The 25,591-nt window shown below is 63.5% G+C and carries 23 protein-coding genes and 4 pseudogenes; 10 read left to right on the top strand and 17 right to left on the bottom strand.

All coding sequences use genetic code 11. From position 1 onward, the window contains the following. Positions 1-32 precede the first annotated feature (32 nt). Positions 33-922: pseudogene (locus ALC15_RS19530) on the bottom strand (quinoprotein relay system zinc metallohydrolase 2). 203 nt (positions 923-1,125) lie between these two features. Between ALC15_RS19530 and ALC15_RS19525 the strand changes: the two are divergent. Beyond that, positions 1,126-2,007 carry a substrate-binding domain-containing protein gene (locus tag ALC15_RS19525; protein WP_050628648.1) on the top strand — a complete coding sequence of 294 codons (882 nt, stop codon included), beginning with the start codon at positions 1,126-1,128 and terminating at the stop codon, positions 2,005-2,007. After that, the gene (locus ALC15_RS19520; RefSeq protein ID WP_050628647.1) at positions 2,004-2,558 is read left to right on the top strand and encodes a PQQ-dependent catabolism-associated CXXCW motif protein; all 555 of its coding nucleotides are present in this window, start codon (positions 2,004-2,006) and stop codon (positions 2,556-2,558) included. The genes ALC15_RS19525 and ALC15_RS19520 overlap by 4 nt, the downstream gene beginning before the upstream one ends. Before the next feature lie 37 nt (positions 2,559-2,595). Here ALC15_RS19520 and ALC15_RS19515 read toward each other — a convergent pair whose 3' ends face one another. The 6 genes from ALC15_RS19515 to ALC15_RS19490 all read right to left on the bottom strand — a co-directional run bounded on the left by ALC15_RS19515 (position 2,596) and on the right by ALC15_RS19490 (position 7,454). After that, on the bottom strand, positions 2,596-2,892 hold the full coding sequence (locus ALC15_RS19515) for a copper-binding protein (protein ID WP_050628646.1): 297 nt from the start codon (positions 2,890-2,892) through the stop codon (positions 2,596-2,598). Between the two features lie 126 nt (positions 2,893-3,018). Further along, positions 3,019-3,636 (bottom strand): hypothetical protein, encoded by a 618-nt coding sequence (locus ALC15_RS19510; RefSeq protein WP_050628645.1) that lies wholly within the window; start codon positions 3,634-3,636, stop codon positions 3,019-3,021. Continuing rightward, a complete protein-coding gene (locus ALC15_RS19505; protein ID WP_050628644.1) occupies positions 3,633-4,481 on the bottom strand; it encodes an ABC transporter permease in 849 nt (282 codons plus the stop codon). The genes ALC15_RS19510 and ALC15_RS19505 overlap by 4 nt, the downstream gene beginning before the upstream one ends. After that, a complete protein-coding gene (locus tag ALC15_RS19500; RefSeq protein ID WP_050628643.1) occupies positions 4,478-5,293 on the bottom strand; it encodes an ABC transporter ATP-binding protein in 816 nt (271 codons plus the stop codon). Before ALC15_RS19500 ends, ALC15_RS19505 begins: the two co-directional genes overlap by 4 nt. Beyond that, positions 5,290-6,267 (bottom strand): YVTN family beta-propeller repeat protein, encoded by a 978-nt coding sequence (locus ALC15_RS19495; protein ID WP_050628642.1) that lies wholly within the window; start codon positions 6,265-6,267, stop codon positions 5,290-5,292. The genes ALC15_RS19500 and ALC15_RS19495 overlap by 4 nt, the downstream gene beginning before the upstream one ends. A 5-nt stretch (positions 6,268-6,272) precedes the next feature. Then, complete coding sequence (locus tag ALC15_RS19490; RefSeq protein ID WP_050628641.1) at positions 6,273-7,454, bottom strand: ABC transporter substrate-binding protein; 1,182 nt, start codon at positions 7,452-7,454, stop codon at positions 6,273-6,275. Between the two features lie 176 nt (positions 7,455-7,630). Between ALC15_RS19490 and ALC15_RS19485 the strand changes: the two genes are divergently transcribed. Beyond that, a complete protein-coding gene (locus ALC15_RS19485) occupies positions 7,631-8,107 on the top strand; it encodes a DUF3280 domain-containing protein (RefSeq protein WP_094193972.1) in 477 nt (158 codons plus the stop codon). Between the two features lie 13 nt (positions 8,108-8,120). On the opposite strand, the gene fghA is transcribed toward ALC15_RS19485, so the two are convergent. Next, the gene (gene fghA / locus ALC15_RS19480; RefSeq protein WP_050628640.1) at positions 8,121-8,960 is read right to left on the bottom strand and encodes an S-formylglutathione hydrolase; all 840 of its coding nucleotides are present in this window, start codon (positions 8,958-8,960) and stop codon (positions 8,121-8,123) included. Positions 8,961-8,990: 30 nt separating this feature from the next. Then, entirely contained in the window at positions 8,991-9,611 is a 621-nt protein-coding gene (locus ALC15_RS19475) for a response regulator transcription factor (RefSeq protein ID WP_050628639.1), read from the bottom strand. 181 nt (positions 9,612-9,792) lie between these two features. On the opposite strand from ALC15_RS19475, the gene ALC15_RS19470 reads away from it, so the two are divergent. Continuing rightward, a complete protein-coding gene (locus tag ALC15_RS19470; RefSeq protein ID WP_050628638.1) occupies positions 9,793-11,166 on the top strand; it encodes a histidine kinase in 1,374 nt (457 codons plus the stop codon). On the opposite strand, the gene ALC15_RS19465 is transcribed toward ALC15_RS19470, so the two are convergent. After that, positions 11,147-11,542 carry a YkvA family protein gene (locus ALC15_RS19465; protein WP_050628637.1) on the bottom strand — a complete coding sequence of 132 codons (396 nt, stop codon included), beginning with the start codon at positions 11,540-11,542 and terminating at the stop codon, positions 11,147-11,149. The genes ALC15_RS19470 and ALC15_RS19465 overlap by 20 nt on opposite strands. A gap of 30 nt (positions 11,543-11,572) precedes the next feature. Next, positions 11,573-12,547, bottom strand: a complete 975-nt coding sequence (locus ALC15_RS19460; protein ID WP_050628685.1) for a helix-turn-helix domain-containing protein — start codon at positions 12,545-12,547, stop codon at positions 11,573-11,575. Positions 12,548-12,967: 420 nt separating this feature from the next. Between ALC15_RS19460 and xoxF5 the strand changes: the two genes are divergently transcribed. The 5 genes from xoxF5 (at position 12,968) to ALC15_RS19435 (ending at position 18,226) form a co-directional block, all read left to right on the top strand. Further along, positions 12,968-14,773: a lanthanide-dependent methanol dehydrogenase XoxF5 gene (gene xoxF5, locus ALC15_RS19455; protein WP_050628636.1), complete on the top strand. Its 1,806-nt coding sequence runs from the start codon at positions 12,968-12,970 to the stop codon at positions 14,771-14,773. A gap of 124 nt (positions 14,774-14,897) precedes the next feature. Next, positions 14,898-15,380, top strand: coding sequence for a c-type cytochrome, methanol metabolism-related (locus tag ALC15_RS19450; RefSeq protein WP_050628684.1), 483 nt, complete (start codon positions 14,898-14,900; stop codon positions 15,378-15,380). 31 nt (positions 15,381-15,411) lie between these two features. Continuing rightward, positions 15,412-16,539: an S-(hydroxymethyl)glutathione dehydrogenase/class III alcohol dehydrogenase gene (locus ALC15_RS19445; protein WP_050628635.1), complete on the top strand. Its 1,128-nt coding sequence runs from the start codon at positions 15,412-15,414 to the stop codon at positions 16,537-16,539. Positions 16,540-16,572: 33 nt separating this feature from the next. Beyond that, complete coding sequence (gfa, locus tag ALC15_RS19440; protein ID WP_050628634.1) at positions 16,573-17,136, top strand: S-(hydroxymethyl)glutathione synthase; 564 nt, start codon at positions 16,573-16,575, stop codon at positions 17,134-17,136. 136 nt (positions 17,137-17,272) lie between these two features. Next, a complete protein-coding gene (locus ALC15_RS19435) occupies positions 17,273-18,226 on the top strand; it encodes a hypothetical protein (protein ID WP_050628633.1) in 954 nt (317 codons plus the stop codon). 9 nt (positions 18,227-18,235) lie between these two features. On the opposite strand, the gene ALC15_RS19430 is transcribed toward ALC15_RS19435, so the two are convergent. Next, positions 18,236-18,691 (bottom strand): hypothetical protein, encoded by a 456-nt coding sequence (locus ALC15_RS19430; protein ID WP_050628632.1) that lies wholly within the window; start codon positions 18,689-18,691, stop codon positions 18,236-18,238. A gap of 215 nt (positions 18,692-18,906) precedes the next feature. Here ALC15_RS19430 and ALC15_RS19425 point away from each other — a divergent pair. Then, a pseudogene (locus tag ALC15_RS19425) lies at positions 18,907-20,047 on the top strand (epoxide hydrolase family protein). Between the two features lie 61 nt (positions 20,048-20,108). On the opposite strand, the gene ALC15_RS19420 reads toward ALC15_RS19425, so the two are convergent. The 5 genes and pseudogenes from ALC15_RS19420 to ALC15_RS19400 form a co-directional block, all read right to left on the bottom strand. Beyond that, a complete protein-coding gene (locus tag ALC15_RS19420; protein WP_050628683.1) occupies positions 20,109-21,119 on the bottom strand; it encodes an ABC transporter ATP-binding protein in 1,011 nt (336 codons plus the stop codon). Further along, positions 21,112-22,091: pseudogene (locus ALC15_RS47225) on the bottom strand (ABC transporter ATP-binding protein). The gene ALC15_RS19420 and the pseudogene ALC15_RS47225 overlap by 8 nt, the downstream one beginning before the upstream one ends. Continuing rightward, a pseudogene (locus tag ALC15_RS19410) lies at positions 22,088-22,908 on the bottom strand (ABC transporter permease). The pseudogenes ALC15_RS47225 and ALC15_RS19410 overlap by 4 nt, the downstream one beginning before the upstream one ends. A gap of 67 nt (positions 22,909-22,975) precedes the next feature. Further along, entirely contained in the window at positions 22,976-23,911 is a 936-nt protein-coding gene (locus ALC15_RS19405; RefSeq protein ID WP_050628631.1) for an ABC transporter permease, read from the bottom strand. Between the two features lie 55 nt (positions 23,912-23,966). Further along, positions 23,967-25,556 (bottom strand): ABC transporter substrate-binding protein, encoded by a 1,590-nt coding sequence (locus ALC15_RS19400; RefSeq protein WP_050628630.1) that lies wholly within the window; start codon positions 25,554-25,556, stop codon positions 23,967-23,969. Positions 25,557-25,591 lie beyond the last annotated feature (35 nt).

The raw sequence follows: 25,591 nt of genomic DNA, 5'->3' as shown, positions 1-25,591 counted from the left end.
CCTATGCTGCTGGCCCATTATAGGACCAACAGCTACTCCCATTCAATTTCCGAGAATGCTGCAGTTGCGTTGCGGGCATTGTAATCGTCGAACAATTGCCAGCGCGGCCGCTCGGCTGCCGCGGCCTGCTCCGCTGCATCCGTGATCGGCTTGCCGCTTTTGACCAGCGCACGAACGTCCGCGGCCAGCGTCTCGAGATAACGCCGCTCATCGGCGAGCGCCGCAGGCCATGCGCTCACGGGTCCGTGACCGGGAACCGCGCGCTCGGCGGGAATCGCGGCGAGCTGGTCCAGCGCACGCAGCCAGCCCTTGAGGCTGCCGTCGACCACGGGAATATGCTCAAGGAACACCATGTCGCCGGCGAACAGGGTCCCGCTGCGTTCATCGAAGACGGTGAGGTCGTTGTCGCTGTGGGCAGGGGGCCATGCCTTCAGGGTGAGGGACCGTCCGCCGAGGTCGAGCTTCAGCGTGTCCTCGACCAGCACGGTCGGTGGAATGATGCGGACCTCGTCGATCAACGCATCGCCCATGGTCCGGCGAAATCCGTCGAGATAGAATTGTCCTCGTACCGCCAGCGCGCGGGGCAGGGCCTTGTGGCCGACAAAACTGGTCCCGTCGCCTACGAATGCCGCGTTACCGAAGCTGTGGTCCGGATGCGCGTGGGTGTTGATCACGTAGCGGATCGGCTTGTCGCTATGGCTGCGCACCGCGGCGAGCAATTGCCGCCCTTCGCGGACGCTGCCGCCGGTATCGATGACGCGACCGCGCTATCGCCGATCACGAACCCCACATTGGCGATGGCGCCTTCGTTCTCGCGCGTCATCAGTGCGGTGACGCCGGTGTGAACGAAGATTCCGGGGGCGACTTCGCTCACAGGCAATTCCGCCTCTTGCGCCCGCGCTATGGTCGGCGCCCAAAGCATCAGGAGCAGCGCAAGCACCGAACCGGCATGAGCCATGTTTCCGCCTCAGTTTTTCCCGGACGCGCGAACGATGTCGTCCAGCGTCCGTTTGCGCTGCAACAAGCAACGCGGCGCCGTTGCGATCATTATCCCTGTTGCACGTCATGGCGCGCCGGGCAATTGCTTGACCACGGTGACATGTCTGCTCAAGAGGAGACCGCGTAATGAGAGTTGTCGGATGCCGTCCTGTCCTGTTTGCGCTTGTCGGCTTTATCGCCTGTCTCGCCGGCCGTGACATCGCGCTTGCGCAGGTCAATGAGCAGGGCGAGCTCTCCATCGAGCTGGTTGATCCCAAGGTGCTCCGCATCTGTGCCGATCCGCGCAACCTGCCGTTCTCGAACGACAAGGGCGAAGGCTTTGAGAACAAGATCGGCGAGCTTTTCGCCGAGAAGCTGCAGAAAAAGCTCGATTACATGTATTTTCCGCAGGCGACCGGCTTCGTGCGGGTCACCCTCGGCTCGCATCGCTGCGACGTGATCATGGGTTTCCCGCAAGGTGATGATCTCGCGCAGGGCACCAATCCGTATTACCGCACGGCCTATGCGATCGTCGCCAAGCCGGGCAGCGGATTGGACGAGGTCACGACTCTCGAGGATGAGCGGCTGAAGGGCAAGCACATCGGCATCGTCGCCGGGACGCCGCCCGCGACCAACATGGCCATCAACGGGCTGATGGGCAACGCGAAGCCTTATCCGCTGATGATCGATACGCGCTACGATTCCTCGGCTGGGGCGATGATGAACGATCTCGAAAAGGGCGAGATCGACGCCGGCATCCTGTGGGGGCCGATGGCGGGCTTTTATGCCAAGAAGGCGAACCCGCCGCTGCATGTCACGCCGCTGGTCAAGGAGACCACGGGACCGAAGCTGGTGTATCGCATCGGCATGGGCGTGCGCGGGTCCGACCAGAACTGGAAGCGGCAACTCAATCGCCTGATCCAGGATAACCAGCCGGCGATCAACAAGATCCTGCTCGACTTCGGCGTTCCGCTGCTCGACGAGAACGACCGTCCGATCGGGCCGGAGACCGCAACCAAGTCGCCATGATCAGGCTCGCGGCCATGCTTGCGGTGCTGGTGGTCGCCGTTTCGCCTGTCCGCGCGCAGGACCAGCCTGCGGAGCCCGAGGGGTACCGCACCGAGGATTACCGCGCACCCGTGCCCGCCACGCTCGCCGGCGCACGCGTGCTCACGACGGAGGACGCGGCAGCGATCTGGCGCGACAAGTCCGGTGCCTTCGTCGACGTGCTGCCACGCCCGCCTAAGCCGAAACTGCCCGCCGGCACGGTGTGGCGCGAGCGGCCGCATCGCGATATTCCGGGCAGCATCTGGCTACCCGATACGGGCTACGGCAAGCTTGCCGCTTCAACCGAGGACTATCTGCGGCGCGGCCTGACTCGTGCCTCCGGCGACGACAAAGCAAGATTGCTCGTAATCTATTGCCAGGAGAGTTGCTGGATGTCGTGGAACGCGGCCAAGCGCGTGCTGTCCTACGGCTACCACAACGTCGCGTGGTATCCCGAGGGAACCGACGGGTGGGAACGGGCCAAGCTGCCGCTGGCGCACGTTGAGCCCGAGCCGCGCGAGGGCGAGCAGTGACGCCGTCCTCGCACGGCCAGGAAAGCGCTCAAGCGCGTTATTTCTCCTTGTCGAGCTTGTCGATGGTCTTGCCGCCGTCGCTGTCCGAGGCGGTGAACGTGACCTTGTCACCGGCGTGGAAGGGTTCGAGCGACTGTCCTTTGGGCACCTTGTATTCCTGAATCGCAGCGCCGGTCGCGCCCACCGTGCCGCTCCGCGTCTGCTGGATCGAGATGGTGCTGCGCAGTCGGTCAATCTTGGTGACCATTCCCGACATGGATTGCTGGGCCAAAGCCGCTGAGGTGATCAGGCTCGCTACGGCGAGGCTGGTCATGACGATCTTGGCTGCTCTCATCGAGGTCTCCCAACTTCAGATATAGTTGGAGACAACGAGCAAGGAGCGCGGTTGGTTCCGGACCGCCGTGGTCAAGAAGCACCTGGGGAACAGGTCAATGATTGCCGGGGCGATCGGTCGCAGGCCTCAATCCAGCTCCTGCTGGATGGTGCGGCTGAGCGCAAACAGCCGTTGATCGATGGTGGTCGGCACCTCGCAGACGAATTTCACCACCCGTCCGCGGTCCTCGAAGATCCGCGTCTCCCAGACCAGCTGGTTGCCGAGCTCGTCGACCTTGGCCTGATCCGGTGGCGTGGCGTCCTGCAGTGCCTGCAGCTTGATCGTGTCATCGCGGATCTTCTCCGCGGCCTCGCGCTGCTTGCGCATCACGCGCTCCAGCCCGTTCATGACCGAGGCGCGCTGCTCGTTGAGCGTATCGAACAGGCCGGCGAACAGCAGCTTCCCCGCATTGGCCTTGTCGGCCGCGGCGGCCTGCAGGAATTCGGTGATCTGCTTCTGCGCATCCTCCAGCGGAATCCGGCGCGCCGCGAGCTTGGTCGCGAGTACGCTGATCTTCGGATCGTCCCTCCACTTGGTCTCGGCGTCGCCGAGCGGCGGCCCGGCCCAAACCGCGGCCAGCGAGATCTCCGGCACTTTGGCCTGTTGGCAGGGCCAGTCCGGGTAACGCGGGTCCGCAGCCGATGCGGCCTGGCTCGACAGAACCATCGCGAGCAGCGCGCCAAGTCCCGTTCGCCAGCCCGTCATGCCTCGCCTCCGCCGGGTCCGCGGCGCACCAGGCCGCGCGATGGATCGTAAGCCAGGATCGCGCCGATCATGAACACCACCGTGCAGCCGCCGACCACCGCGAGTGAAACCCAGTTCATCTTGCCGTAGAGCGCAAACCGGATCAGCTCCACTGCATGCGTGAACGGATTGCACTGGCAGACATAATACAGCATCGGGCTGCCTTCCTGCACACGCCAGAGCGGGTAGAGGGCCGACGATGCGAAGAACATCGGGAAGATCACAAAGTTCATGACCCCGGCGAAGTTTTCCAGCTGCTTGATGCTGGCCGAGATCAGCATGCCCAGCGCGCCGAGCATCAGGCCCGACAGCACCAGCGCCGGAAGCACGGTGAGGTAGCCGATGGTCGGCGGCGTGATGTCCCAGAACCACGCGATCAGCAGGAAGGCGTAGACCTGCAGCAGCGACACCGCGGTGCCGGCGAGCAGCTTGCAGAACAAAAGATAGCCGCGCGGCAGCGGGCTCACCAACAGCGTGCGCATGTTGCCCATCTCGCGGTCATAGACCATCGACAGCGAGGATTGCATGCCGTTGAACAGCTGGATCATCGCCATCAGGCCGGGCGCAATGTAGACCTCGTAGAGGATGTAGGTCTCATACGGCGGGATGATCGAGATGCCGAGCACCTGGCGGAAGCCGGCTGCGAAGATGAACAGCCAGACCAGCGGCCTGACCAGCGCCGAGACGAAGCGCTCGCGCTGATGCAGGAAGCGCAGCGCCTCGCGCCACACGATGCCGTTCAGGCAGACGATGTATTCCGACACCAAGAAGCCGCTGCGTTCGGGCGTGGCCGTCGTGCTGCTCATGTTGGCGGTTTTCCGGTGAGGGTTGCCGTTCCAGTCAGGCGCATGAACGCGGTGTTGACGTCTTGCGCGCCGGCGTCGGCGATCACGCGCGACATTGGGCCGTGCGCCAGCATCCGGCCCTGGTGCAGCACCACGAGGTCGTCGCCCGGCATGATCTCGTCGAATAGATGCGTCGCCCAGAGCACGCCGATGCCCTGCTCGGTGACGAGCTGCCGGACATGGTCGAGAATGTCGGCGCGCGCCTTGACATCGAGCCCGACGGTCGCTTCGTCGAGCAGCAGCAGCCTTGGCCGATGCAGCAATGCGCGGGCGATCTCGAGCCGACGCATCTGGCCGCCCGAGAGGTCGCGCACCTTGCTGCCGGCGCGGTCGGCAAGTCCGATGCGGCTGAGCACCTCGGCGCTGCGCAGCCGCGCTTCGCGCCGCGAGATGCCGTGCAGCGCGGCGTGATAGAGCAGGTTCTGGGTCAGCGACAGATCGAGATCGAGCGTGCGCGGCTGGAACACGACGCCCATCAGCCGCAACGCTTCGCCGGGCGTCCGGCTGATGTCGTGGCCGAAGATCTTGATCTGGCCGTTCTGAATGCCGAACAGCCGCGTCACCAGCGAGAACAACGTGCTCTTGCCGGCGCCGTTGAGGCCGAGCAATGCGGTGAAGCTCGCAGGTTGAACCGTGAAATTGACGTCGATCAGCGCGCGCCGCGGACCGTAGCTGTGGCTGACATTGCCGATCGACAGCGCCGGTTGCACGGCCGCTACGGTGGCTGCATCCGGCGAAGGCTGGCTCGCGATATGGGTGTCGGTTGCGGTCATGGCTGCGCGATCGTGATCCCCCACGGCAGTTCGCCGACCTGAATGGTCTTGATCACCTTCTGGGCCGCGACGTCGATCACCGAAACGTCGTTCGAAACGCCGTTGGTGACCATCAGATATTTCTCGTCGGGGGTGAAATCCATGTGCCAGACCCGCTGGCCGACCAGCAGATATTTGAGGACCTTGTGGGTCGTGCCATCGACCACCGCGACGCGGTTGGCGGGGCCGAGCGCGATGAACGCGGTCTTGCCGTCCTTGGTCATGCCGATGCCGACGGGCTGGATCGCCTCGTTGCGCAGGCCGGGAATGTCGAAGGTGATCTTGCTGGTCACCTCGCGCTTGACCGGATCGATGATCGACACCGTGCCGCCGATCTCCGAGGAAACCCACAATTCGGAGCCGTCGCGCTTGAACTGGGCAAAGCGCGGCCGCGAATCGACCAGCACATTGGCGACGATCTGGCGCGTCGTGGTGTCGATGAAATGCGCCATGTTGGTGGTTTCGGACGTGTTGATCAGGATCTTGCCGTCCGGGCTGATGGTCATGCCCTCGGGCTCAACGCCGACCTGAATGTCGCCGAGCCGCGCGCGCTTCCCGAGATCGATCACGGTGACCGTGTTGTCGTTCTCGTTGGCGACATACATGGTCTTGCCGGCGGCATCCTGGGTGAACAGTTCCGGGTCGGGGCCGGAGGGCAGGGTGTCGACAATCTCCTGGGTCTTGGTGTCGATCACCTGAATGGTGTCGTCGTCGCCGACCGCGACCATCACGAACTTGCCGTCGCGCGAGAACTCGATGCCGCGCGGCCGCTGCCCGACCTTGATGGTCTTGGTCACCGTCCAGCTGTCGGTGTCGATCACCGTGACCGTGTTGCCCTTCTCGTTGGAGACATAGGCAACGAAAGCGGACGCCGGTGCCGCGGCAAGCCAAACCAGCATCCCGGTCAACAGAAAGCGGCACCACATACGTTCCATCTCCCTCACTGCAGCTTGCACTTCGTTTCAGGCCGGTCAACACCGAGCGTGTCGAGCTCGGAGACTTGGTGCAGGAAACCTTCCTGCGGCGAGACCGAAACGACCATACGACCATCGGCCAGCAGGATCGGCTGGCGGAGCTGCCAATTCCAGTCTCGCAGGGTCAGTCGCGTGCCCTTGAAGGCGGCGATCGAGAAATCCTTGCCCTTGAGGAAGGCGATGACCTTCTTGGGATCCCCCGAATTGGTGCGGGACGTGGCTTCCCCGATCATGCGCGCAGCGGTCCAGGCCTGCATGTCGAGCGCCGTCATGCGGCGCATGTTCAGCTTGACGAAGCGGTTCTGGATCTGGACCGCACCCCATTGGTCATGAGCCGCGTCCCAGCTGGTCGGCACCAGGCCAGCCGAGCCCGCCACCGGGCGCGGGTCCCAGGTCCGGTAGGGCAGATAGTTCGCGAACACCTCGCTCTCGTCGGCGGCGACCAGCACGTCGTATGCCGGCGCCTGCTGCGTGAATACCGGCATCTGGCGCTGGATCAGCGTCACGCCAGAATCCGTCCGGCGCGCGCCGCCGGTGTCCTCGAAGGTGCGTTCCTGGACGATCTTGGCGCCGAAACGGGTGGCCGCGCGGCGCAGCGCGTCGGCGTAGAGTTTGTCCTGATCATGCGAGCCTGTCACCAGAAGCCAGCGCTTCCACTGCTTCCAGACCAGATACTGGCCGAGCGCGTCCGCCAGCATCGAGCGGGTCGGCGCGACATGGATGACGTTGGCGCGGCAGTCCTGCTCGCGCAGCCGGTCGTCGATCGCACCCGCGTTCAACAGAACGGTGCCACGGTCGCGCAGTGCATCGGCGACCTTGAGCAGTGCGTCGGCCGGCAGGTCGGTGATGATATAGTCGCTGTGGCCGGCGAGATCGGTCGCGACCTTGACGACGTCGTCGCTATCCTTGACCTTGACCTCGTCGAGCGCGAAGCGCTGGTTGAGGAATTTTCCGGTCGTATTGTTGTCTTCGATCGCAAGGCGCGCGCCGGCGATGCCGTCATTGTCGGCCGGCTGTTCGACCAGCGAGAGCGTCGATTTCACGCCGGCATGGCCGAGATAGCCGATATGGATCTCGACGGGATCAGCCGCCTGCGCTCCGGTCGCCATTATGCTGAGCGCGATTGTGCCGATCAGCCATCGGAACATAACTCCTCCCGCAGTCTTTCTTCACTCGGCACGGCATTGTCGGACCATGCGTTGACATGCAAGATGACGAAATTGGCCCGGCTTGCAACCCCGCTTTTTGTCGTTGCGAGGTCACAAATTTCGATTGGTTCACAATGATGAGATCAGCGTCCGCCATCGTCCTATCTTTGCTGGTGATGTCTGCGGCTGCGCGCGCCGAGCCGCCCAAGCTCGCGGTGTTCGACCTCGAGATGATCGATACCAGCCTGCAAGGCGAGATGAACGGGCCACGGACCGACGAACAGGCGCGGCTGCTCCGCACCGGCGAGCAGGTACGCAAGGAGCTCGCGGACTCCGGCAAGTTCCACGTGCTCGACATCGCACCTGTCAATGCTGCGGCGCACGGCAGCAATCTTCAGGCCTGTGGCGGCTGCGACGTGAAGCTGGCCGGCGAGTTGGGGGCCGACCTTGCGATGACCGGCGTGGTGCAGAAGGTCTCCAACCTCATTCTCAACATCAACCTCTATCTGCGCGACGTGCACACCGGGCAATTGGTGGCTGCAGCGAGTGCTGATATGCGCGGCAATACCGACGAATCCTGGTCGCGCGCCACCGATTACCTCATACGAAACCGCCTGCTCGCGCCGAACTACGGCGCGCCGCAAGCGCGTTAGCGCGATGCGATCGTCAGGCCTTCAGCCGCGCAGCATGCCAGCGCAGGTGGTCGGCCATGAAGGTCGAGATGAAGTAGTAGCTGTGGTCGTAGCCGGGCTGGCGCCGCAGGGTGAGGGGGATGTTCGCCTTCTCGCATGCAGCCTTCAGCAGCTCGGGCCGCAATTGCTCGGTGAGGAAGCCGTCGGCATCGCCGTAGTCGACCAGAAGGTCGGAGAAGCGCGCGCCGTCCTCGATCAACGCGACCGCATCGTGCCTGCGCCACGCCTGCTTGTTGCTGCCGAGATAGCCGCCGAGCGCCTTGTTGCCCCATGGCACCTGTGATGGCGCCACGATCGGCGCAAACGCGCTCGCCGCGCGATAGCGATCGGGATGGCGCAGCGCCACGGTCAGCGCGCCATGACCGCCCATGGAGTGACCGAGGATCGATTGGCGCGTCGTGTCGACCGGAAATTGCTCCGCGATCAGCTTTGGCAACTCCTCGGTGACGTAGCTCCACATCCGGTAATTGGTCGCGAACGGCTGCTCCGTCGCATCAACATAGAAACCGGCGCCGAGGCCAAAATCGTAGGAACTGGCGGGATCGCCGGGGACGCCTTCGCCGCGTGGGCTGGTATCCGGTGCGACGAAGATCAGGCCGAGCTCGGCGCAGGCCTGGCGAAATTCGCCCTTCTCGGTGACGTTGGCGTGCGTGCAGGTCAGGCCCGACAGGTAGGTCACGACAGGCAATTTGGCGCCGGCCGCATGCTCCGGGACGAACACCGAGAACGTCATGTCGGTCTTGGTCTCGCGGCTGGGGTGGCGGTAAACGCCCTGCGTGCCACCATGCGACTTGTTCTGGGAAACCGTCTGCATCGTCGTATTCCTTTGTGTTGGCGCGCGGCGTCAGGCGACGCCGCTCTCGATCGCGAGGCGCACCAGCTCGGCCGAAGTACGCACGCCAAGCTTTTGGCGCATGATCGATGACGTGTTCGCGACCGTCTTGTATGACGAATGCACGAGCCAGGCGATTTCCGACAGGCTCTTGCCGGAACTGAGCAGGCGCAGGATCTCCATCTCGCGCGACGTGAGCTTGGAGAGCGGATTTTGCGCAAAGCCCGGCCGGGCAAAGGCAACATTGCGGGCGATCGCCGGCGGCAGATAGACGCCGCCATTGCCGACCTCGCGCACCGCTTCCACCAGGTCGTTGGGATCGCCGGTCTTCGAGACGTAGCCCTTGGCGCCGATGTCGATGGCACGGGCGGCGAACACCGGGTCGTCGTTCATGCTGAACATGATGAGGCGCGCGGACGCATCGCGCGTCAGGATGCGGCGGGCGAGCTCGAAGCCGGAGACGGTCGGCAGGTTGATGTCGATCACGCAGAGATCGGGCTTCTCCGCGACGAAAGCCCGCTCGCCGCTCTCGGCATCAGATGCTTCGAGCAGGATGATCCCGGAATCGTCGGCGAACACGGTGCGACAACCGGAAGCAACGATGGGATGATCATCAACGATCAGAATGCGCATGGCGTTGTTCCGGCGACCTGCTTCGATTCACGCGTCGTCACATCGGCTAGCACGAAGAACACCTCGGTTCCGACCGGTTGTGCACCTCGCACGGGATTGCGATAGGGTGCGATTAGATAGCCGGGCAAATTTGGCTGTCAACGATCCTCTCGGAGGAGGGATCGCGGTCGGGGGCAACGTCATGTGGCAAAAGCTATCCCTGCGCGCACGGATCAACCTGCTGCTCGCGCTGATACTGGCGCTTGGATTGGGTATCAATATCGCGCGGCTGGTGCTGGAGGCGGGACCTCGCGTGCAGGCAGAAGACCAAAGCGTTATCCGGCTGGCGCGCGAGTTTGTTACGACCATCGTGGCCGGTCTCGACGAGGCGCCGGACCCGGATGCGCGGCTCGACCAGATCGTGCAGGACCTGAGCCGGCTGCGTCACGTCAGCATCACGCGGCAGGATGACGCGACCGCAAAGTCTCCCGGGCGGCCGGAGGAGGCCACCGATCCGCGCGCTCCGCCGGAGTGGTTCGTCGCGCTGGTTCATCCCGAGCAGACCTCGGTGCGGGTGCCGATCTCGGTTCACGGCAAGCCGCAATCGCTTGTCATCACCTCGCATCCCGACGACGAAATCGCCGAGATCTGGGACGGCATCGTCACCCAGCTCGAGGTCGGCTCCGCGATCGCGGTCGCGCTGCTGCTGGTGACCATGCTGGTGGTTGGCCGTGCCCTGGCGCCGCTGGAGGCGTTGTCGCAAGCCATGACCGGCATCGAGGCTGGGAATTACGACGCACGGGTCGAGCCCGGCGGATCGCCTGAATTGGCCGCGATCTGTGCCAAACTGAACCATTTGGCGGCGACCCTTGGCGAGGCCGTGGATAGCAAACGGCAGCTCGCCGAACGTGCCGTCTCGCTGCAGGATTCCGAGCGGAAGGAGATCGCGCGCGAACTGCACGACGAGTTCGGGCCCTATCTGTTTGCACTGCGCGCACATGCCGGCGCGCTGAACCGGCTGTCGGAGGTGGACAAGGCGGATCCTGCCGCATTGCGCAAGCACGGCAATGCCATCCTCGAGCAGGTCAACGCGCTCCAGCAGTTCACCCGCCGCATCCTGGAGCGATTGCGGCCGGTGGGATTGGCCGAGCTTGGGCTTGCGGAAGCGCTCGGCGCGCTGGTGCGGCTGTGGAGCGAGACGCACCCGGAGGTCGAGATCGAGAGCCGCATATCGCCCACACTCGGCGATACCGGTGAGATGGCCGATTTGACGATCTACCGCATCGTCCAGGAAGCGCTCACCAACGTGTTCCGCCACGCCGGCGCAACGGCGGTCCATATTACCATCGAACCTGTGGAGCGACAGCCGGGCTTGCACGGCAGCCGCGGCGGCGCGCTGGTGCGGGTTCGCGACAACGGCCGCGGCATGCTGGCCGATCACAGGCTTGGTCGCGGCCTGACCGGCATGCAGGAGCGGATCCTGGCGCTCGGCGGCTCGCTCAAGATCAACTCCACCGATGATGGCGTGACGGTCGAAGCGCTGGTGCCGAAGGCCGCTACCGCGGCAAGTATCTGAAGGCGGCCCACGCCAGCGCCAATGCGCCGGCGAACCAGAGCACGATGATTGCGATCATTCCGCCGCGACTGCTGGGACGCTGCAATAGCGCGCTGGCCTTGGTGCGGCACTCCTCCATCACTTCGTCCGGAACGAGCGCGAGCGCGAGCCAGATGCCAAGCGGCAGCAGAATCAGATCGTCGAGATAGCCGATGATCGGGATGAAGTCCGGGATCAGGTCGATCGGGGAGAGCGCATAGGCCGCCACCGCGACCGCCACGGCTTTTGCGTGCCACGGTACGCGCGGATCACGCGACGCGAGATATAGCGCAACGCTGTCCCGTTTGAGGTTGCGCGCCCAGGCCTTGATTGACGAAAACTTGATGGCGAACAGCATGGCGTGACGCCTGCACGCCGGACAGAAGCACTATTCCAGCACCACATCCACCGGCAGGCCGCCGTGGAGACCCTTGTGGACGGAAGAGGGCGCGATACCGAAGTACTTCCGGAACACGCGGCTGAAATGGGACGAACTCGAGAAGCCCCACGAGAAGGCGACGTCGGTGATGGTCTTGCCGTTCTGGGATTCCAGCTCCTGACGGCAATTCTGCAACCGGGCCTTCCAGATGTAGTCGCTGACCGTCATTCCGCGATCGCTGAACAGCATGTGCAAATAGCGCTTCGAGCAGCCGAGCGCCGCCGAAATGCGGTCGATGCACAGATCGGGATCGCGCAGATGCTCGCGGATGAAGCCCTGGGCACGCACATAGGTCGCCTCGGCACTGCCGCGGTCGAACATGGCGCCGGTCTCGCGCAGCGGCAGCAGCAGCAAATCGATCAGCGCATCGGCTACGCCGACCGCGTTGACCGGGGTCAGCGTCGGTGCCTCGCCGAACGCGGCATGGACGAAATCATAGGCGATGCGGCCGGTGCCGTTGCGCGCCGAGAGCTTGCACGGCGCCATCTTGGAGAGCTGGAAGCCGCGCTCCTTGAGCAGGTCCTTCGGAACGATGACGACCTCGTGACGCGTCAGGGACGGGCTGATGATCGTATGCGGACAGGACACGTCGTAGGCGAAGCAGTCGCCCGGCATGATGTCGAAGTGCAGGCCGTCCTGCTCGAAATGCGAGACGCCGTGGGTCTGGAATACGATCTTGATGTAGGGGTGCTCGCTCAGCTTGATGCGCGAGATGGTATGCGCGATCCGGTGCTGGCTTGCCTCGATCTGGCACAGCTTCAAGCGCGAGACCGTCGTGAAATTGATGCGGCCCTCGAGCGAGGATCCCTCCAGCGCATCGACATCGAACTGACCGCAGAGGTCAGTGAGCGCATCCGACCAGCGCTGGATCTGCCGCTTGGGCGTCAATCCGTTCGTGCTGAGTGAATGGACTGTATCGGACATCTTTCCAGCCACCGATTCGATCCCCAACGTGACTGCTCACCGAGCTCAATCTGGCTTGGGACGATGCGCCTTCTCCCTGATTCTGAACAGCTTAGGGAGGTGGCGGGATTTCTTCCCGGTTAATGTCGGGTGATCCTCCGACTTAGTTCTGGGCTCGTCAAGCGCAACCTTAGAACGCGTCAATCTGGCGCTTCGAATTCGCGGGCCGCGATTGATGCCCTGCAACATGAAGCAACCCTTTCCACCCATTCGGGGCCGGCCTGCAAAAATCTGTCGCAGCTTCGCTTTTGAGCAAACGCCTCTTCTCTATTGGGCAAGTCAGCACGGTTCGATCGGATTACGACTGGGGCACCAAAATGGAAGAAGTGGGGCCGTTTCGGCGGAAACCCTTGAGCTCTTGAACCTGGGAGGAAATCCACGATGCGCAAGATGCTTTACGCGACTGGTCTTGGGGCAATGGCGGTGTTTGCCGTCGGAGCTGCCAGCGCCAACGACGAACTCCACAAAATGTCGCAGAACCCGAAAGACTGGGTGATGCCGACCGGCGACTACGCCAATCAGCGCTACTCGAAGCTGAATCAGATCAACGCCCAGAACGTCGGAAAGTTGCAGGTAGCGTGGACGTTTTCGACCGGCGTGCTGCGCGGCCACGAAGGCGGCCCGCTGATCGTCGGCAACATGATGTACGTGCATACCCCGTTCCCGAACAAGGTCTACGCTATTGACCTTTCCAAGGACAACCAGATCGTCTGGAAGTACGAGCCGAAGCAGGATCCGAACGTCATTCCGGTGATGTGCTGCGATACCGTTAATCGCGGCGTCGCCTATGGCGACGGCAAGATCTTCCTGCATCAGGCCGACACCACGCTGGTCGCGCTCGATGCCAAGACCGGCAAGGTGGAGTGGACGGCGAAGAATGGCGATCCGAGCAAGGGCTCGACCGGCACCTCCGCGCCGATGGTGATCAAGGACAAGGTCCTGATCGGCATCTCCGGCGGTGAGTTCGGCGTGCAGGCTCACATGAGCGCCTACGACATCAAGACCGGCAAGCTGGTCTGGCGCGGCTTCTCGGAAGGTCCGGATGACCAGCTCCTGGTCGACGACAAGACCACCGAGCTCGGCAAGCCGATCGGCAAGGACTCGAGCCTGAAGACGTGGCAAGGCGATCAGTGGAAGATCGGCGGCGGCGCGACCTGGGGCTGGATTTCCTACGACCCCGAACTGAACCTCGTCTATTACGGATCGGGTAATCCCTCGACCTGGAATCCGAAGCAGCGTCCCGGCGACAACAAGTGGTCGATGACGATCTGGGCGCGTAACCCGGACACCGGTGTTGCCAAGTGGGTCTACCAGATGACCCCGCATGACGAATGGGACTATGACGGCGTCAACGAGATGATCCTCTCGGATCAGAGCATCGACGGCAAGCCGCGCAAGCTGCTGACGCACTTCGATCGTAACGGCCTCGGCTATACGCTCGATCGCGCCACCGGCGAACTGCTGGTTGCCGACAAGTATGATCCGAAGGTGAACTGGACTTCCGGCGTCGACATGAACAAGAGCTCGCCGACCTATGGTCGTCCGAAGGTTCTTGACGCAGCGTCGACCGACAAGGCCGGCGAAGACCACAACGTCAAGGGCATCTGCCCGGCAGCGCTCGGCTCGAAGGACGAGCAGCCGGCAGCCTACTCGCCCGAGACGCAACTGTTCTACGTGCCGACCAACCACGTCTGCATGGACTACGAGCCGTTCAAGGTGAGCTACACCGCAGGTCAGCCATATGTCGGCGCGACGCTGTCGATGTATCCGCCTCCCGGTGAGACCAACATGGGCAATTTCATCGCCTGGGACGGCAAGACCGGCAAGATCGTGTGGTCGAACAAGGAGCAGTTCTCCGTTTGGTCGGGTGCGCTCGCAACCGCCGGCGGCGTGGTGTTCTACGGCACGCTGGAAGGCTATCTGAAGGCTGTCGACGCGAAGACGGGCAAGGAGCTCTACAAGTTCAAGACTCCGTCCGGCATCATCGGCAACGTCACCACCTATGAACATGGCGGCAAGCAGTACGTCGCAGTTCTGTCGGGTGTTGGCGGTTGGGCAGGCATCGGCCTCGCGGCCGGTCTGACTGACCCGACGGCCGGTCTCGGCGCGGTCGGCGGCTATGCGGCGCTGAGCAACTACACCGCGCTCGGTGGAACGCTCACCGTGTTCTCGCTGCCGCAGCAGTGAGCTGAGCAAGCCTCGTTCCGGCGCATGGGGCGATCTCCATGCGCCGGTCCGTCTTCAATCCGCACGCGAGGATATGCTTTTGCGTAAGATCTGGTTTGTGACTGCTGCGATCTTCGTCGTGGCAATGGGAGGAGTTGCCTCTGCCGAAGCTCCCGGCGACCCGACAGCGGTCAAATCCGAGGACGGCAAATATCTCGATAAAGACGGTAACCCGACCTACAAGGTTGAGGCTGACGGGACCGTGGATTGGTACACCTACTCCGGATATCGCCGATACCATTCGGAATGCCATGTTTGCCACGGGCCCGATGGCATGGGTTCGACGTACGCGCCCGCGCTGAAGGACTCGCTGAAAAGCATGAACTATGCCGATTTTCTCGGCGTGGTCGCGAGCGGACGCAAGAACGTCTCGACGTCGCAGGAGAACGTCATGCCCGCGTTCGGCGACAATCCGAACGTTGCTTGCTACATGGACGACCTCTATGTGTACCTGCGCGCTCGTTCCAATGATGCGGTTGGGCGCGTACGGCCGGCCAAGCACGAAGACAAATCGGAAGCCTACGGCAAGGCGGAAGACGCCTGCATGGGCCATAACGACAAGAAGTGAGCGTGACCGGCGCGAATGACAAACCTGTTTGATGTTTTGTGGAGACCAAGATGAGACCCGCGCCGCAGTCGCATTCGAAGCCAAGAAGCCGCTTGAGATCGTCGAGCTCGACCTGGAAGGCCCGAAGGCCGGCGAGGTCCTTGTCGAGATCAAGGCGACGGGCATCTGCCACACCGACGCCTACACGCTCGATGGTTTCGACAGTGAAGGCATCTTCCCGTCGATCCTCGGGCACGAAGGCGCGGGCATCGTTCGCGAGGTCGGCGCCGGCGTGACGTCGGTGAAGCCGGGGGATCATGTGATCCCGCTCTACACGCCCGAATGCCGCCAGTGCAAAAGCTGCCTCAGCCAGAAGACCAATCTCTGCACCGCGATCCGCGCGACGCAGGGCAAGGGCGTGATGCCCGACGGCACCTCGCGCTTCAGCTACAAAGGCAAGACGGTCTTCCACTATATGGGTTGCTCGACCTTCTCGAACTTCACCGTGCTGCCCGAGATTGCGGTCGCCAAGATTCGTGAGGACGCGCCATTCGACAAGAGCTGTTACATCGGCTGCGGCGTCACCACGGGCGTTGGTGCGGTCGTCAACACCGCCAAGGTGACGCCGGGCGCCAACGTCGTGGTGTTCGGTCTCGGCGGCATCGGCCTCAACGTGATCCAGGGCGCCAAGATGGTCGGCGCCGACAAGATCATCGGTGTCGACATCAATGACGCGAAGGATGCCTGGGGCCGTCAGTTCGGTATGACGCATTTCGTCAACCCGACCAAGGTTTCGGGCGATATCGTCCAGCACCTGGTGGCGCTGACTGACGGCGGCGCCGACTACACCTTCGACTGTACCGGCAACACCAATGTGATGCGCCAGGCGCTGGAAGCCTGCCACCGCGGTTGGGGCGTCTCGGTCGTGATCGGCGTCGCGGAATCCGGCAAGGAGATCGCGACCCGGCCATTCCAGCTCGTCACCGGACGGGTGTGGAAGGGCACCGCGTTCGGCGGCGCGCGCGGCCGCACCGACGTGCCGAAGATCGTCGACTGGTACATGAACGGAAAGATCCAGATCGATCCGATGATCACCCACGTGCTGAAGCTCGACGAGATCAACAAGGGCTTCGACTTGATGCACGAGGGCAAGTCGATCCGTTCGGTCGTCGTATTCTGAAATCAAAACACCAAGCACTAGGAGGATAGACCAATGACTGTTCATATCCACCCGTCGGTCGACAATGGCGTCAAACAAGGCTCCGGCAGTTTTGCCGGCGGCACGCTCGTCTGCAAATGCGCGGACAAGAAGGTCAAGGTCGGGGTCAAGGGCGATGTCGCCCACAACCACGCCTGCGGCTGCACGAAGTGCTGGAAGCCTGCGGGCGCCACCTTCTCGGTAGTCGCGGTCGTTCCGCGCGAGAACGTCACCGTGCTGGAGAACGGCGACAAGCTGAAGATCGTGGATAGCGCGGCGGTGATCCAGCGCCATGCCTGCACCGGATGCGGCACCCACATGTACGGTCGGATCGAGAACAAGGGCCATCCGTTCTATGGCCTCGACTTCATCCATCCCGAACTGTTCCAGGAGCAAGGCTCGGCAGCCCCGGGTTTTGCCGCCTTCGTGTCATCGGTGATCGAATCCGGCGTCAAGCCGGCCGATATGGCCGGGATCAGGTCGCGGCTGAAGGAGCTTGGGCTCGAGCCCTATGACTGTCTGTCGCCGCCGCTGATGGATGCGATCGCCACCCATGTGGCGAAATCCAAAGCGGCCTGACCAGGTTAGCCGACAGAGGCGGCCTGACCGGTTCGTCCTGACGAGATTCGGCGTCGGCAGAGAGCCTGCCGGCGACGGATATGCTGGTAGTACCCGTGACCTTGAACCTTGCATGCCTTGCGGGCGACCACAGGGCATGCATTTTATTTTCCGCCTTGCCCTCGTCCTGTCCCCGATCCTGACCCTGTCGCCGGCCAGCGCCGCGTCGCCGGAAGATCGCTACATCGCGACGCGTGACACCGCGATCGCCAAATTCGCCAAGCTGTCAAACGACAACAAGATCAACGAGGTCGTCGACAAGGCCGAGGCGGCCGCGCGCGACGAGCTCAAGGGGCAGCTGGCCGCGATCCTGTCCCAGCCCGCCCGGCCGGGCTTTGCGCCGGCCCAGCTCAATCTCGACACTCTATATAAGGGCGACATGGGGTTCGGCATGCTGGACGGCCTGCGCTTCGATGCCGACACCGGCAGGGACGGCGCCAAGATCGGCGAGAAGCGTGCCGACGGCAGCTTCGTCGAGCCGAAGGCCCATATCATCGTGACATCCGAAGCCCTGTTCACCCGCTGGCTGCACGAGCACAAGACCTGGTGGGACAAGGGCAGCAAGAACGTGCCGCAGCAGATCGAGCCGGCCCTGAAGTTCGAGGGCCTCTACACCCAGGCGATCTCGACCGATGCGGCGGTGATCAACTTCAACGAGCTGCCGGTCGCCAAGCCGGCGTCGGCAACGCTTACCTACGGTTTTCTGGCCGGCCGCACCCAGGACTCGACGCCCGAGGCCGCCGACGAGGTTTTCGTCGCAGCGCTCGCCAACGGCAAGTTCTACATCGCCTATGGCGAGATCGAGCCCACGGTCCAAGTGCCGGCCTGCACCGCGATCCGCGCCGACTACAACAAGAAGGCCGACGCCGCGGCCGAGAAACTCGAGCGCAAGCAGATCACCCGGGCGGCCTACGACAAGCTCGGCGACCTGCGCCAGCAGGGCGACGACGCATTCAAGCGCTGCTTTGTCCAGCAGGCGCCACGGCAGCCGGCCTTCGCCGCGGCCACCAAACAGGCTCAGTCGCTGCTGGAGACGGCGCTCGGCAAGTAGTCTAGCGCGCTATTCCCACTCGCCGAACAGCAGGCACATCCACACCACCTGCAAGATCGGCCAGGCCGCTATCGCGATGCACAGCAGCCCATGGCTGAGCGGCTTACCCTGTCGGCGCACCCTGTTCAGGGACGTAACCCCGAATGGGAGCAAGAGCACAAATGTCGGTGCGAAAATCGCACCGTACAACACGACGAGCTCGGCATGCGCGGCAACGCCTTCCTGCGTGCAGGATTGCAGCAGAAAGAAGTACATGATGAGGAGAAGTGGAGCGAACAGGGCAGACGTTGCGGCCGGTGAAAACCCCGATGAAGCAATGCCAGGCGTCGTCACCCATCGCCTGATGATGATCCACGCCGACAAGAACATAATGAGCACCGGCAGCCCGATCTTCAACAGAACGTCTTGCACGTTCAGGATGCTCGTCAAATACAGTGCCACAATAATCTCCGTGAGCCGCAACATGCGTGCCTCGCTCGTGATTCACGCCGATCGATCGCCGCCTCTGTCTTAACAAGATGGCGAGGGCTGTGGCGGGCTTTGTCATGCAGAATTCGCGCTTTGTCGTGCAGGGTTTGTGCAGGCGACGGATAGGGGTACGTCAAATCGGGGCACTGATTTGATCAGCGAGCCGCGCGCCCCTATCTTGTCCGGAAAGTTCAGCATCCCCGGGAGACGCCATGACAAACGCCATCAGTCCGTTTCGCATCGCCGTCGGCGACAATGTCCTCGAGGATCTCCGCACCCGATTGCGCCGGACGCGCTGGCCGGAGGCCGAGCTGGTCGACGACTGGAGCCAGGGCGCGCCGCTCAACTGGATCAAGGACATCTGCCAGTATTGGGCCGAGACCTATGATTGGCGGCAGCGCGAGGCGCGGCTGAACCGGTTCAGCCAGTTCACCACCGAGATCGACGGACTCAACATCCACTTCATCCATGTCCGCTCAAAGCATCCGGAGGCGCGGCCCCTGATGATCACCCATGGCTGGCCGGGATCGGTGGTTGAATTCCACAAGGTGATCGAGCCGCTGACCGATCCGACGGCGCATGGCGGCAGCGCCGCCGATGCGTTCCATGTGGTGTGCCCGTCATTGCCGGGCTTCGGCTTCTCGGCCAAGCCGGCCGCGACAGGCTGGGGCGTCGACCGGATCGCGAAGGCCTGGGCCGCCCTGATGGAGCGGCTGGCTACGCCAAATACTTCGCGCAAGGCGGCGACTGGGGCTCCGCGGTCACCACCGCGATCGGCGGGCAGGATCCGGCGCATTGCGCCGGCATCCACATCACGCTGGCGATGTCGACCCGGCCCAATGTCGAGGGGCAGCCGACGCCGGAGGAGACCCGCGCGCTCAACGGTATCAAATATTATGCCGACTGGGATTCGGCTACTCCAAGCAGCAGTCCACCCGGCCGCAGACGCTCGGCTATGCGCTGACGGATTCGCCGAGCGGGCAGGCGGCCTGGATCCTGGAAAAGTTCTGGGCCTGGACCGACTGCGACGGGCATCCGGAAAACATCCTCAGCCGTGATGAACTGCTCGACAATGTCATGCTGTACTGGGTCACCGAGACGGCGACATCGTCGGCGCGGCTGTATTGGGAAAGCTTCGGGCCCGGCAAGCGAACCCCTCACAAGGTCAGTGTGCCGACGGGCGTTGCCGTGTTTCCCAAGGAGATCGTCACGCCGGTCCGCAAATGGATGGAGACGAGCTTCACCAACATCCAGCACTGGAGCGAGATGCCGAAGGGCGGGCACTTCTCCGCGTTCGAGCAGCCCGAGCTGTTCGTTGGCGAGGTGCGGGAGTTCTTCGGGAAGCTGCGCTAAGCACGATCCGGAAAAGTGGAAGCCGGCTTTCCGAAGGGATCATGCTCGAACTTAAGAGAGATCAGCTCGCTTGACTGGCGATCTCGTCGGCCCGCCAGCACCGGACCGCGTGCCCATCCGGACGCGTCTCGAGCGAAGGCCCGGGTTCACGGTGACACACCGCTTCGGCATAACGACAGCGCGGACTGAATGCGCAGCCGTCCGGCGGATCGAGCGGATTGGGAAGCTCGCCCCTTGCCGTCGCCAACGGCACGCGACGTAGCGGATCGGGAATCGCTGATATCAGGGTTTGCGTATAGGGATGCGCCGGCCGTTCGAAGATGTCGCGCCAGCCGCCTGTCTCCACAATGCGGCCGAGATACATCACCGCGACCCTGTCGCTCATGTGCTCGACCACGCCGAGGTCGTGGCTGATCATGATATAGGAGAGGCCGAGGCTCTCCTTCAATTCCAGCAGCAGATTGATGATCTGGGCGCGGATCGAGACATCGAGCGCCGACACCGGTTCGTCGCAGATGACGATCTTCGGATTGAGGATCAGCGCGCGGGCGATGCCGATCCGCTGGCGCTGGCCGCCGGAGAATTCATGCGGGTAGCGGCCGGCCTGTTCCGGCCGTAGGCCGACCTGCCTGAGCATCTCGGCAACGCGTCCGTCGATCTCGCTCTGGGCCGTCACGCCATGCAGGCGCAGCGGGTCCTCAAGCATGCGGCGAACGGTCTGGCGTGGATTGAGCGAGGCGTAGGGATCCTGGAATACCATCTGCGCGATACGGGCCAATCGCTTTCGATCGACCGACCGCCGCTCCGTCACGACGTGTCCGTCCAGCACGATCCTGCCACGCGTCGGTGTCAGCAGTCCAAGCAGCGAAAGTGCGACGGTCGACTTGCCGCAGCCGGATTCGCCGACCAGACCGAGGCATTCACCGCGCTTCAGTTCGAGATCGATGCCTTCGACCGCGCGCAGCACCCGCCGGTCGCCGCCGAGCAGGCCGCCGCCAAGCGGGAAATGCACCGCGAGATCCTTCACGCTGAGGATGACGTTGTCATCGGGCCTCCCCGCGGGTTCAGCCATGGTGGTGGCACCTGACGAGGCCGCCTGCATCGAGCCAGGTCGTCTCCGGCACGGTGGTCCGACAAATCTCGGTCGCTTGCGCGCAACGCGGATTGAAGCGGCAGCCGGCGGGGAAGTCTGCAATCGCCGGCACGACGCCGGCGATTTCCCTGAGCCGCGACCGGCCAAGCGCCGCGCGGCTTCCCAGCCGCGGCAGCGAGTCGACCAGGCCCTGCGTGTACGGGTGCGCGCCGGCGCGGAAGATGTCGTCCGAGCCGCGCTCCTCGACGATGCGGCCGGCATACATCACCCCGACGCGGCGGCAGACATTGGCGACCAGGCCGAGATCGTGGCTGATCATCAGGATCGCAGTGCCTCGCTCGGCGCACAGATTGCGCATCAGCTCGATGATCTCCGCCTGCACCGTCACGTCGAGCGCGGTGGTCGGCTCGTCGGCGATCAGGAGATCCGGATCGCAGGCCAGCGCGATCGCGATCATCACGCGCTGGCGCATGCCGCCGGAAAGCTGGTGCGGATAATCCTCCACCCGCCGTTCCGGCGCGGGGACGCGGACATTCGCCAGCGCCTCGACGGCGAGCTCGTTTGCCTCGCGCCAGCTCTTGCCCTTGTGCAGCACGAACATTTCGGCGATCTGCCGGCCGACCGGCGAGACGGGGTTGAGCGCCGTCATCGGCTCCTGGAAGATCATCGCGATGCGGTTGCGCGCAGCGCACGCTGCTCGGCTGCGGACAATCCCTGGATCTCGCGGCCCTCGAAGCGGATGGCGCCGGCGGCGATCGAGAGCGGCCGGCGCAACAATCCGATCAGGGCAAGTGCCGTGATGCTCTTGCCGCAGCCGGACTCGCCGACCAAACCGAATGTCTCGCCGCGATCGATGCGGAACGAAACCCCCTCGACTGCCGCGACATGCGTGGCGCCGTCATCGAGATCGATGCGCAGGTCCTCGACTTCGATCAGCGGAACGGCCGTCATGCGCGCCGGCTCCGCGACTGGGGATCGAGCACGTCACGCAAGCCGTCGCCGAGCAAATTGAGCCCGAGCACCGTCAGGAAGATCGCGAGCCCCGGAAACACTGAAAGCCACGGCGCTGTGGTGATCTGGTCGCGTGCCTCCGACAGCATGCTGCCCCAGCTTGGATAGGGTGGACGGATGCCGAGACCGAGGAACGAGAGCGAGCTTCCGCAAGTACCGCACCGCCCATGCCGAGCGTGCCGATGACGATGATGGGACCGATCATGTTCGGCAGTAGCTGCGTGATCATGATGCGCAGATCTCCATAGCCGAGCACCCTTGCTGCCTGCACATAGCCCTGGCTCTTGAGCGACAGCGTGGAGGCCCGTGCGATCCGGCAGGTGAAGGACCAGTTGGTCAATCCCAGTGCGATCAGCAAGCTCGTCAGGCCGGGTCCGAGCACCGCCATGATGGCGAGTGCGAAGATCAGCGACGGGATCGCGAGCATGACATTGGTCAGCCCGTTGACGAAATCGTCCCACCAGCCGCCCCAATAGCCCGCAGTCAGGCCCAGCGTCACGCCGATGACACTGTTGACGAGCTGCGAGACGATGCCGACCGTCAGTGAGATGCGCGCGCCGTGCACGACGCGGGAATAGATATCGCGGCCCTGTGCATCGGTGCCGAACCACCAAATCCAGCTCGGCGGCTCCTCGGCATTCATCAGATTGGCGCCCATCACCGGATCGGTATGCGCCAGCCAGGGCGCGAACAGGCCGACGAAGATCGCCAGCGCGAACAGCAGCCCGCCGATGATCGCACTGGTTCCAAGCTTCATCGCGGCCGCTCCGCCGTGGCAGGTTGCGCGGCCGGTTGTGCAAAGACGTGATGAAGCCGGCTTCCGCTCATGCGTATCTGATCCTGGGATCGATCACCCCGTAGAGCAGGTCGACCAGCGTATTGACGGCAAGGAAGAACAGCACCACCACGAGGATGGTGCCTTGCACGGCGGGAATGTCGCGCTGCAAAACGCTGTCGACCAGCAGTGAGCCGATGCCCGGCCAGGAGAACAGCTTCTCGACGACGACCGCTTGCCCCATCACAACACCGAATTGCAGGCCGATCGCGGTGAGAATAATGACGAGGGCATTGCGCATCACGTGCCAGGTCACGACCCGGGTCTCGCTCATGCCCTTCGAGCGCGCAGTGCGGACAAAATCCGCGGTCATGATCTCGAGCACCGCGGCACGCGTCGTCCGCGCCAGCAGCGCCATCGGCGAGACGCCGAGAGTCATGGCGGGCAACAGCAGATATTTGAGCCCGCCATCGCCGTAGCCGAAACTCGGCAGCCAGCCGAGCTTCAATGCGAACAGGTACATCAGCAATAGTCCGAGCCAGAACTTGGCCATCGAGAGGCCCGATACCGCGAGCACCATCGAGAGCGTGTCGACGATGCTGCCCGGCCTCAGCGCGGCGATGAAGCCCAGCGGCACGCCGACCGTGACCGCAAATGTCAGCGCCGCGAAGATCAATTGCAGCGTCGGCCACATCCGTTTGGCGATCATGGTCGTGACCGGCTCGCGGGTCCGGAACGAGGTGCCGAAATCACCGGTCGCGAGTTTGGCGATATAGGCGCCGAAACGCACATAAACGGGATCGTCGAGGCCGAGCTGTTTCTTCATGCGTTCCACGACCTGCGGGTCCGTCGGGCCGCGGCCATCGTCGCCCATGCTCGACGCGATGCTGCCCGGAACGATGCTGAACAGCACGAAGATCAGCAGCACGACGGCCAGCACGGTCGGAATGGTCTGCAGGATTCGACGGATCGCGAAGGAGAGCATTGAACGTTTTCCTCACTCCCTCCATCTCGCGATGGAGGGAGGACGGTGGCACCTGTCACTTCGCGGGCGAGGTCTCGTCGACCCAGAGGTCCTCGACATTTTGATGGGTCAGTTCGGTGGCGTCGAGCTGAATTCCCTTGAGCCAGGGCTGCACCGCCATAACGGCCTTGTTGTAGTTGAAGAACCAGATCGGCGCTTCCTCACGGAGCAGCGCATTGGCTTTTTGCAGCAGCTGGACGCGCTTTGCGGGGTCGTCGGTCTGTCCGGCGTCATCGATCGTCTTGTCGAACTCCGCGTTCTTGAAGTTCGTATAGTTGCAGGCCGATTGCGGCGTCGCCGAGTGGAAGCATTTGAGCGCCGCCTGCGGATCCGGGCCGGTCGCCTGCGAATAGATGAAGGCCTGGAAGTCGCCCTTGCGAATGACCTCCGCCAGCACGGCGGTCTCGACCTGCTTGACCTTCACCTTGATGCCGACCTTGTCCAGCATAGGGATCGCTGCTTCGACGATCGGCAGGCCCCAACTTTCATTCTGGCTGGTGGTCCATTCGAATTCGAAGCCGGTGGGATAGCCCCCGTCGGCCAGCAATTGCTTGGCCTTCGCGGGATCATAGGGGTAGGGCTTCATGGCCTTGTCGTAGGCAGGCGAGGTCAGCGGCAGCCAACTCGTGGCGCGATAGGCCTTACCCTTGACCAGTTTGTTGATGATCAGATCGGCATCGATCGCGTAGTTGATGGCCTGTCGAACCCGCTTGTCGGCGAACGGCTTGAAGGCGGGGTTCATCCCCATATAGCGCGTGAAGACCTCGGCGACCTCGACGATGGTGCCCTTGAGGTCGGGATCGGCCTGATAGGCGACATACTGTGCCGGCCCCAGCACCGAGGTGTCGATCTCCTTGTTGCGGAAGGCGACATCGCGCGCCGCGGCTTCGCCCATCAGCGAGATCACGAGCTTGTCGGCGTATGGCTTGCCTGGCTTGTAGAACCGGTCCCAGCGTTCCAGCACGATGCGCGATCCCGGCACGTGCTCGACGAACTTGAACGGACCAAGCCCGATCGGCTTCTGGAGGAAGCTTTCCTTGCCGCCCTCGTCGGCGGGATAGATCGAGGTCAGCGCGGTGAAGAAATAGAAGGCCGGATCGACCTTTTCGGTCAGCTTCATTTCGAGGGTGAAGTCGTCGATCTTCTTCAGGCCGGAGATCTCCTTGGCCTGGCCCTTCTCGACCTCGGCCGCGCCTTCGATGATGCGGACGAAGCGCGCGCCGGGATAGGCCTTGGTGCCGTCCATGATGCGATTGTAGGACCAGATGATGTCGTCCGCGGTCATCTTGCGGCCGTTGTGGAAATAGGCGTCGTCGCGCAGCTTGAAGGTGTGAACGAGACCTCCGCCCGAAACGACGACCTCCTTGGCAAGTTCCAGAACCGGCTTACCTTCGGTAGAGTCCCAGATGTAGAGCGACCGGTGCAGCCCCTTGGCGTAGATCTCGTCCTGGGCGCGTGGCGTCGTGTGGATGTCCATGCTGGTGAAGCTGGAACCATAGGGCGCCGTCATGCGAATGGTCCCGCCCTTGCGCGGTGTCTGGGCCGCCGCCGTGGTGGCGAGCGCGAGCCCCAGGCCGGCGGCGATCGCAATCAACTTGAACTTCATGTTTCCCCCAACGATGCAGGAACATTCCGATCCGC

Source organism: Bradyrhizobium viridifuturi, from assembly GCF_001238275.1.
In the GTDB taxonomy this organism is placed as follows: Bacteria; Pseudomonadota; Alphaproteobacteria; order Rhizobiales; family Xanthobacteraceae; genus Bradyrhizobium; species Bradyrhizobium viridifuturi.
This window is presented reverse-complemented; position numbering and strand designations above follow the sequence as displayed.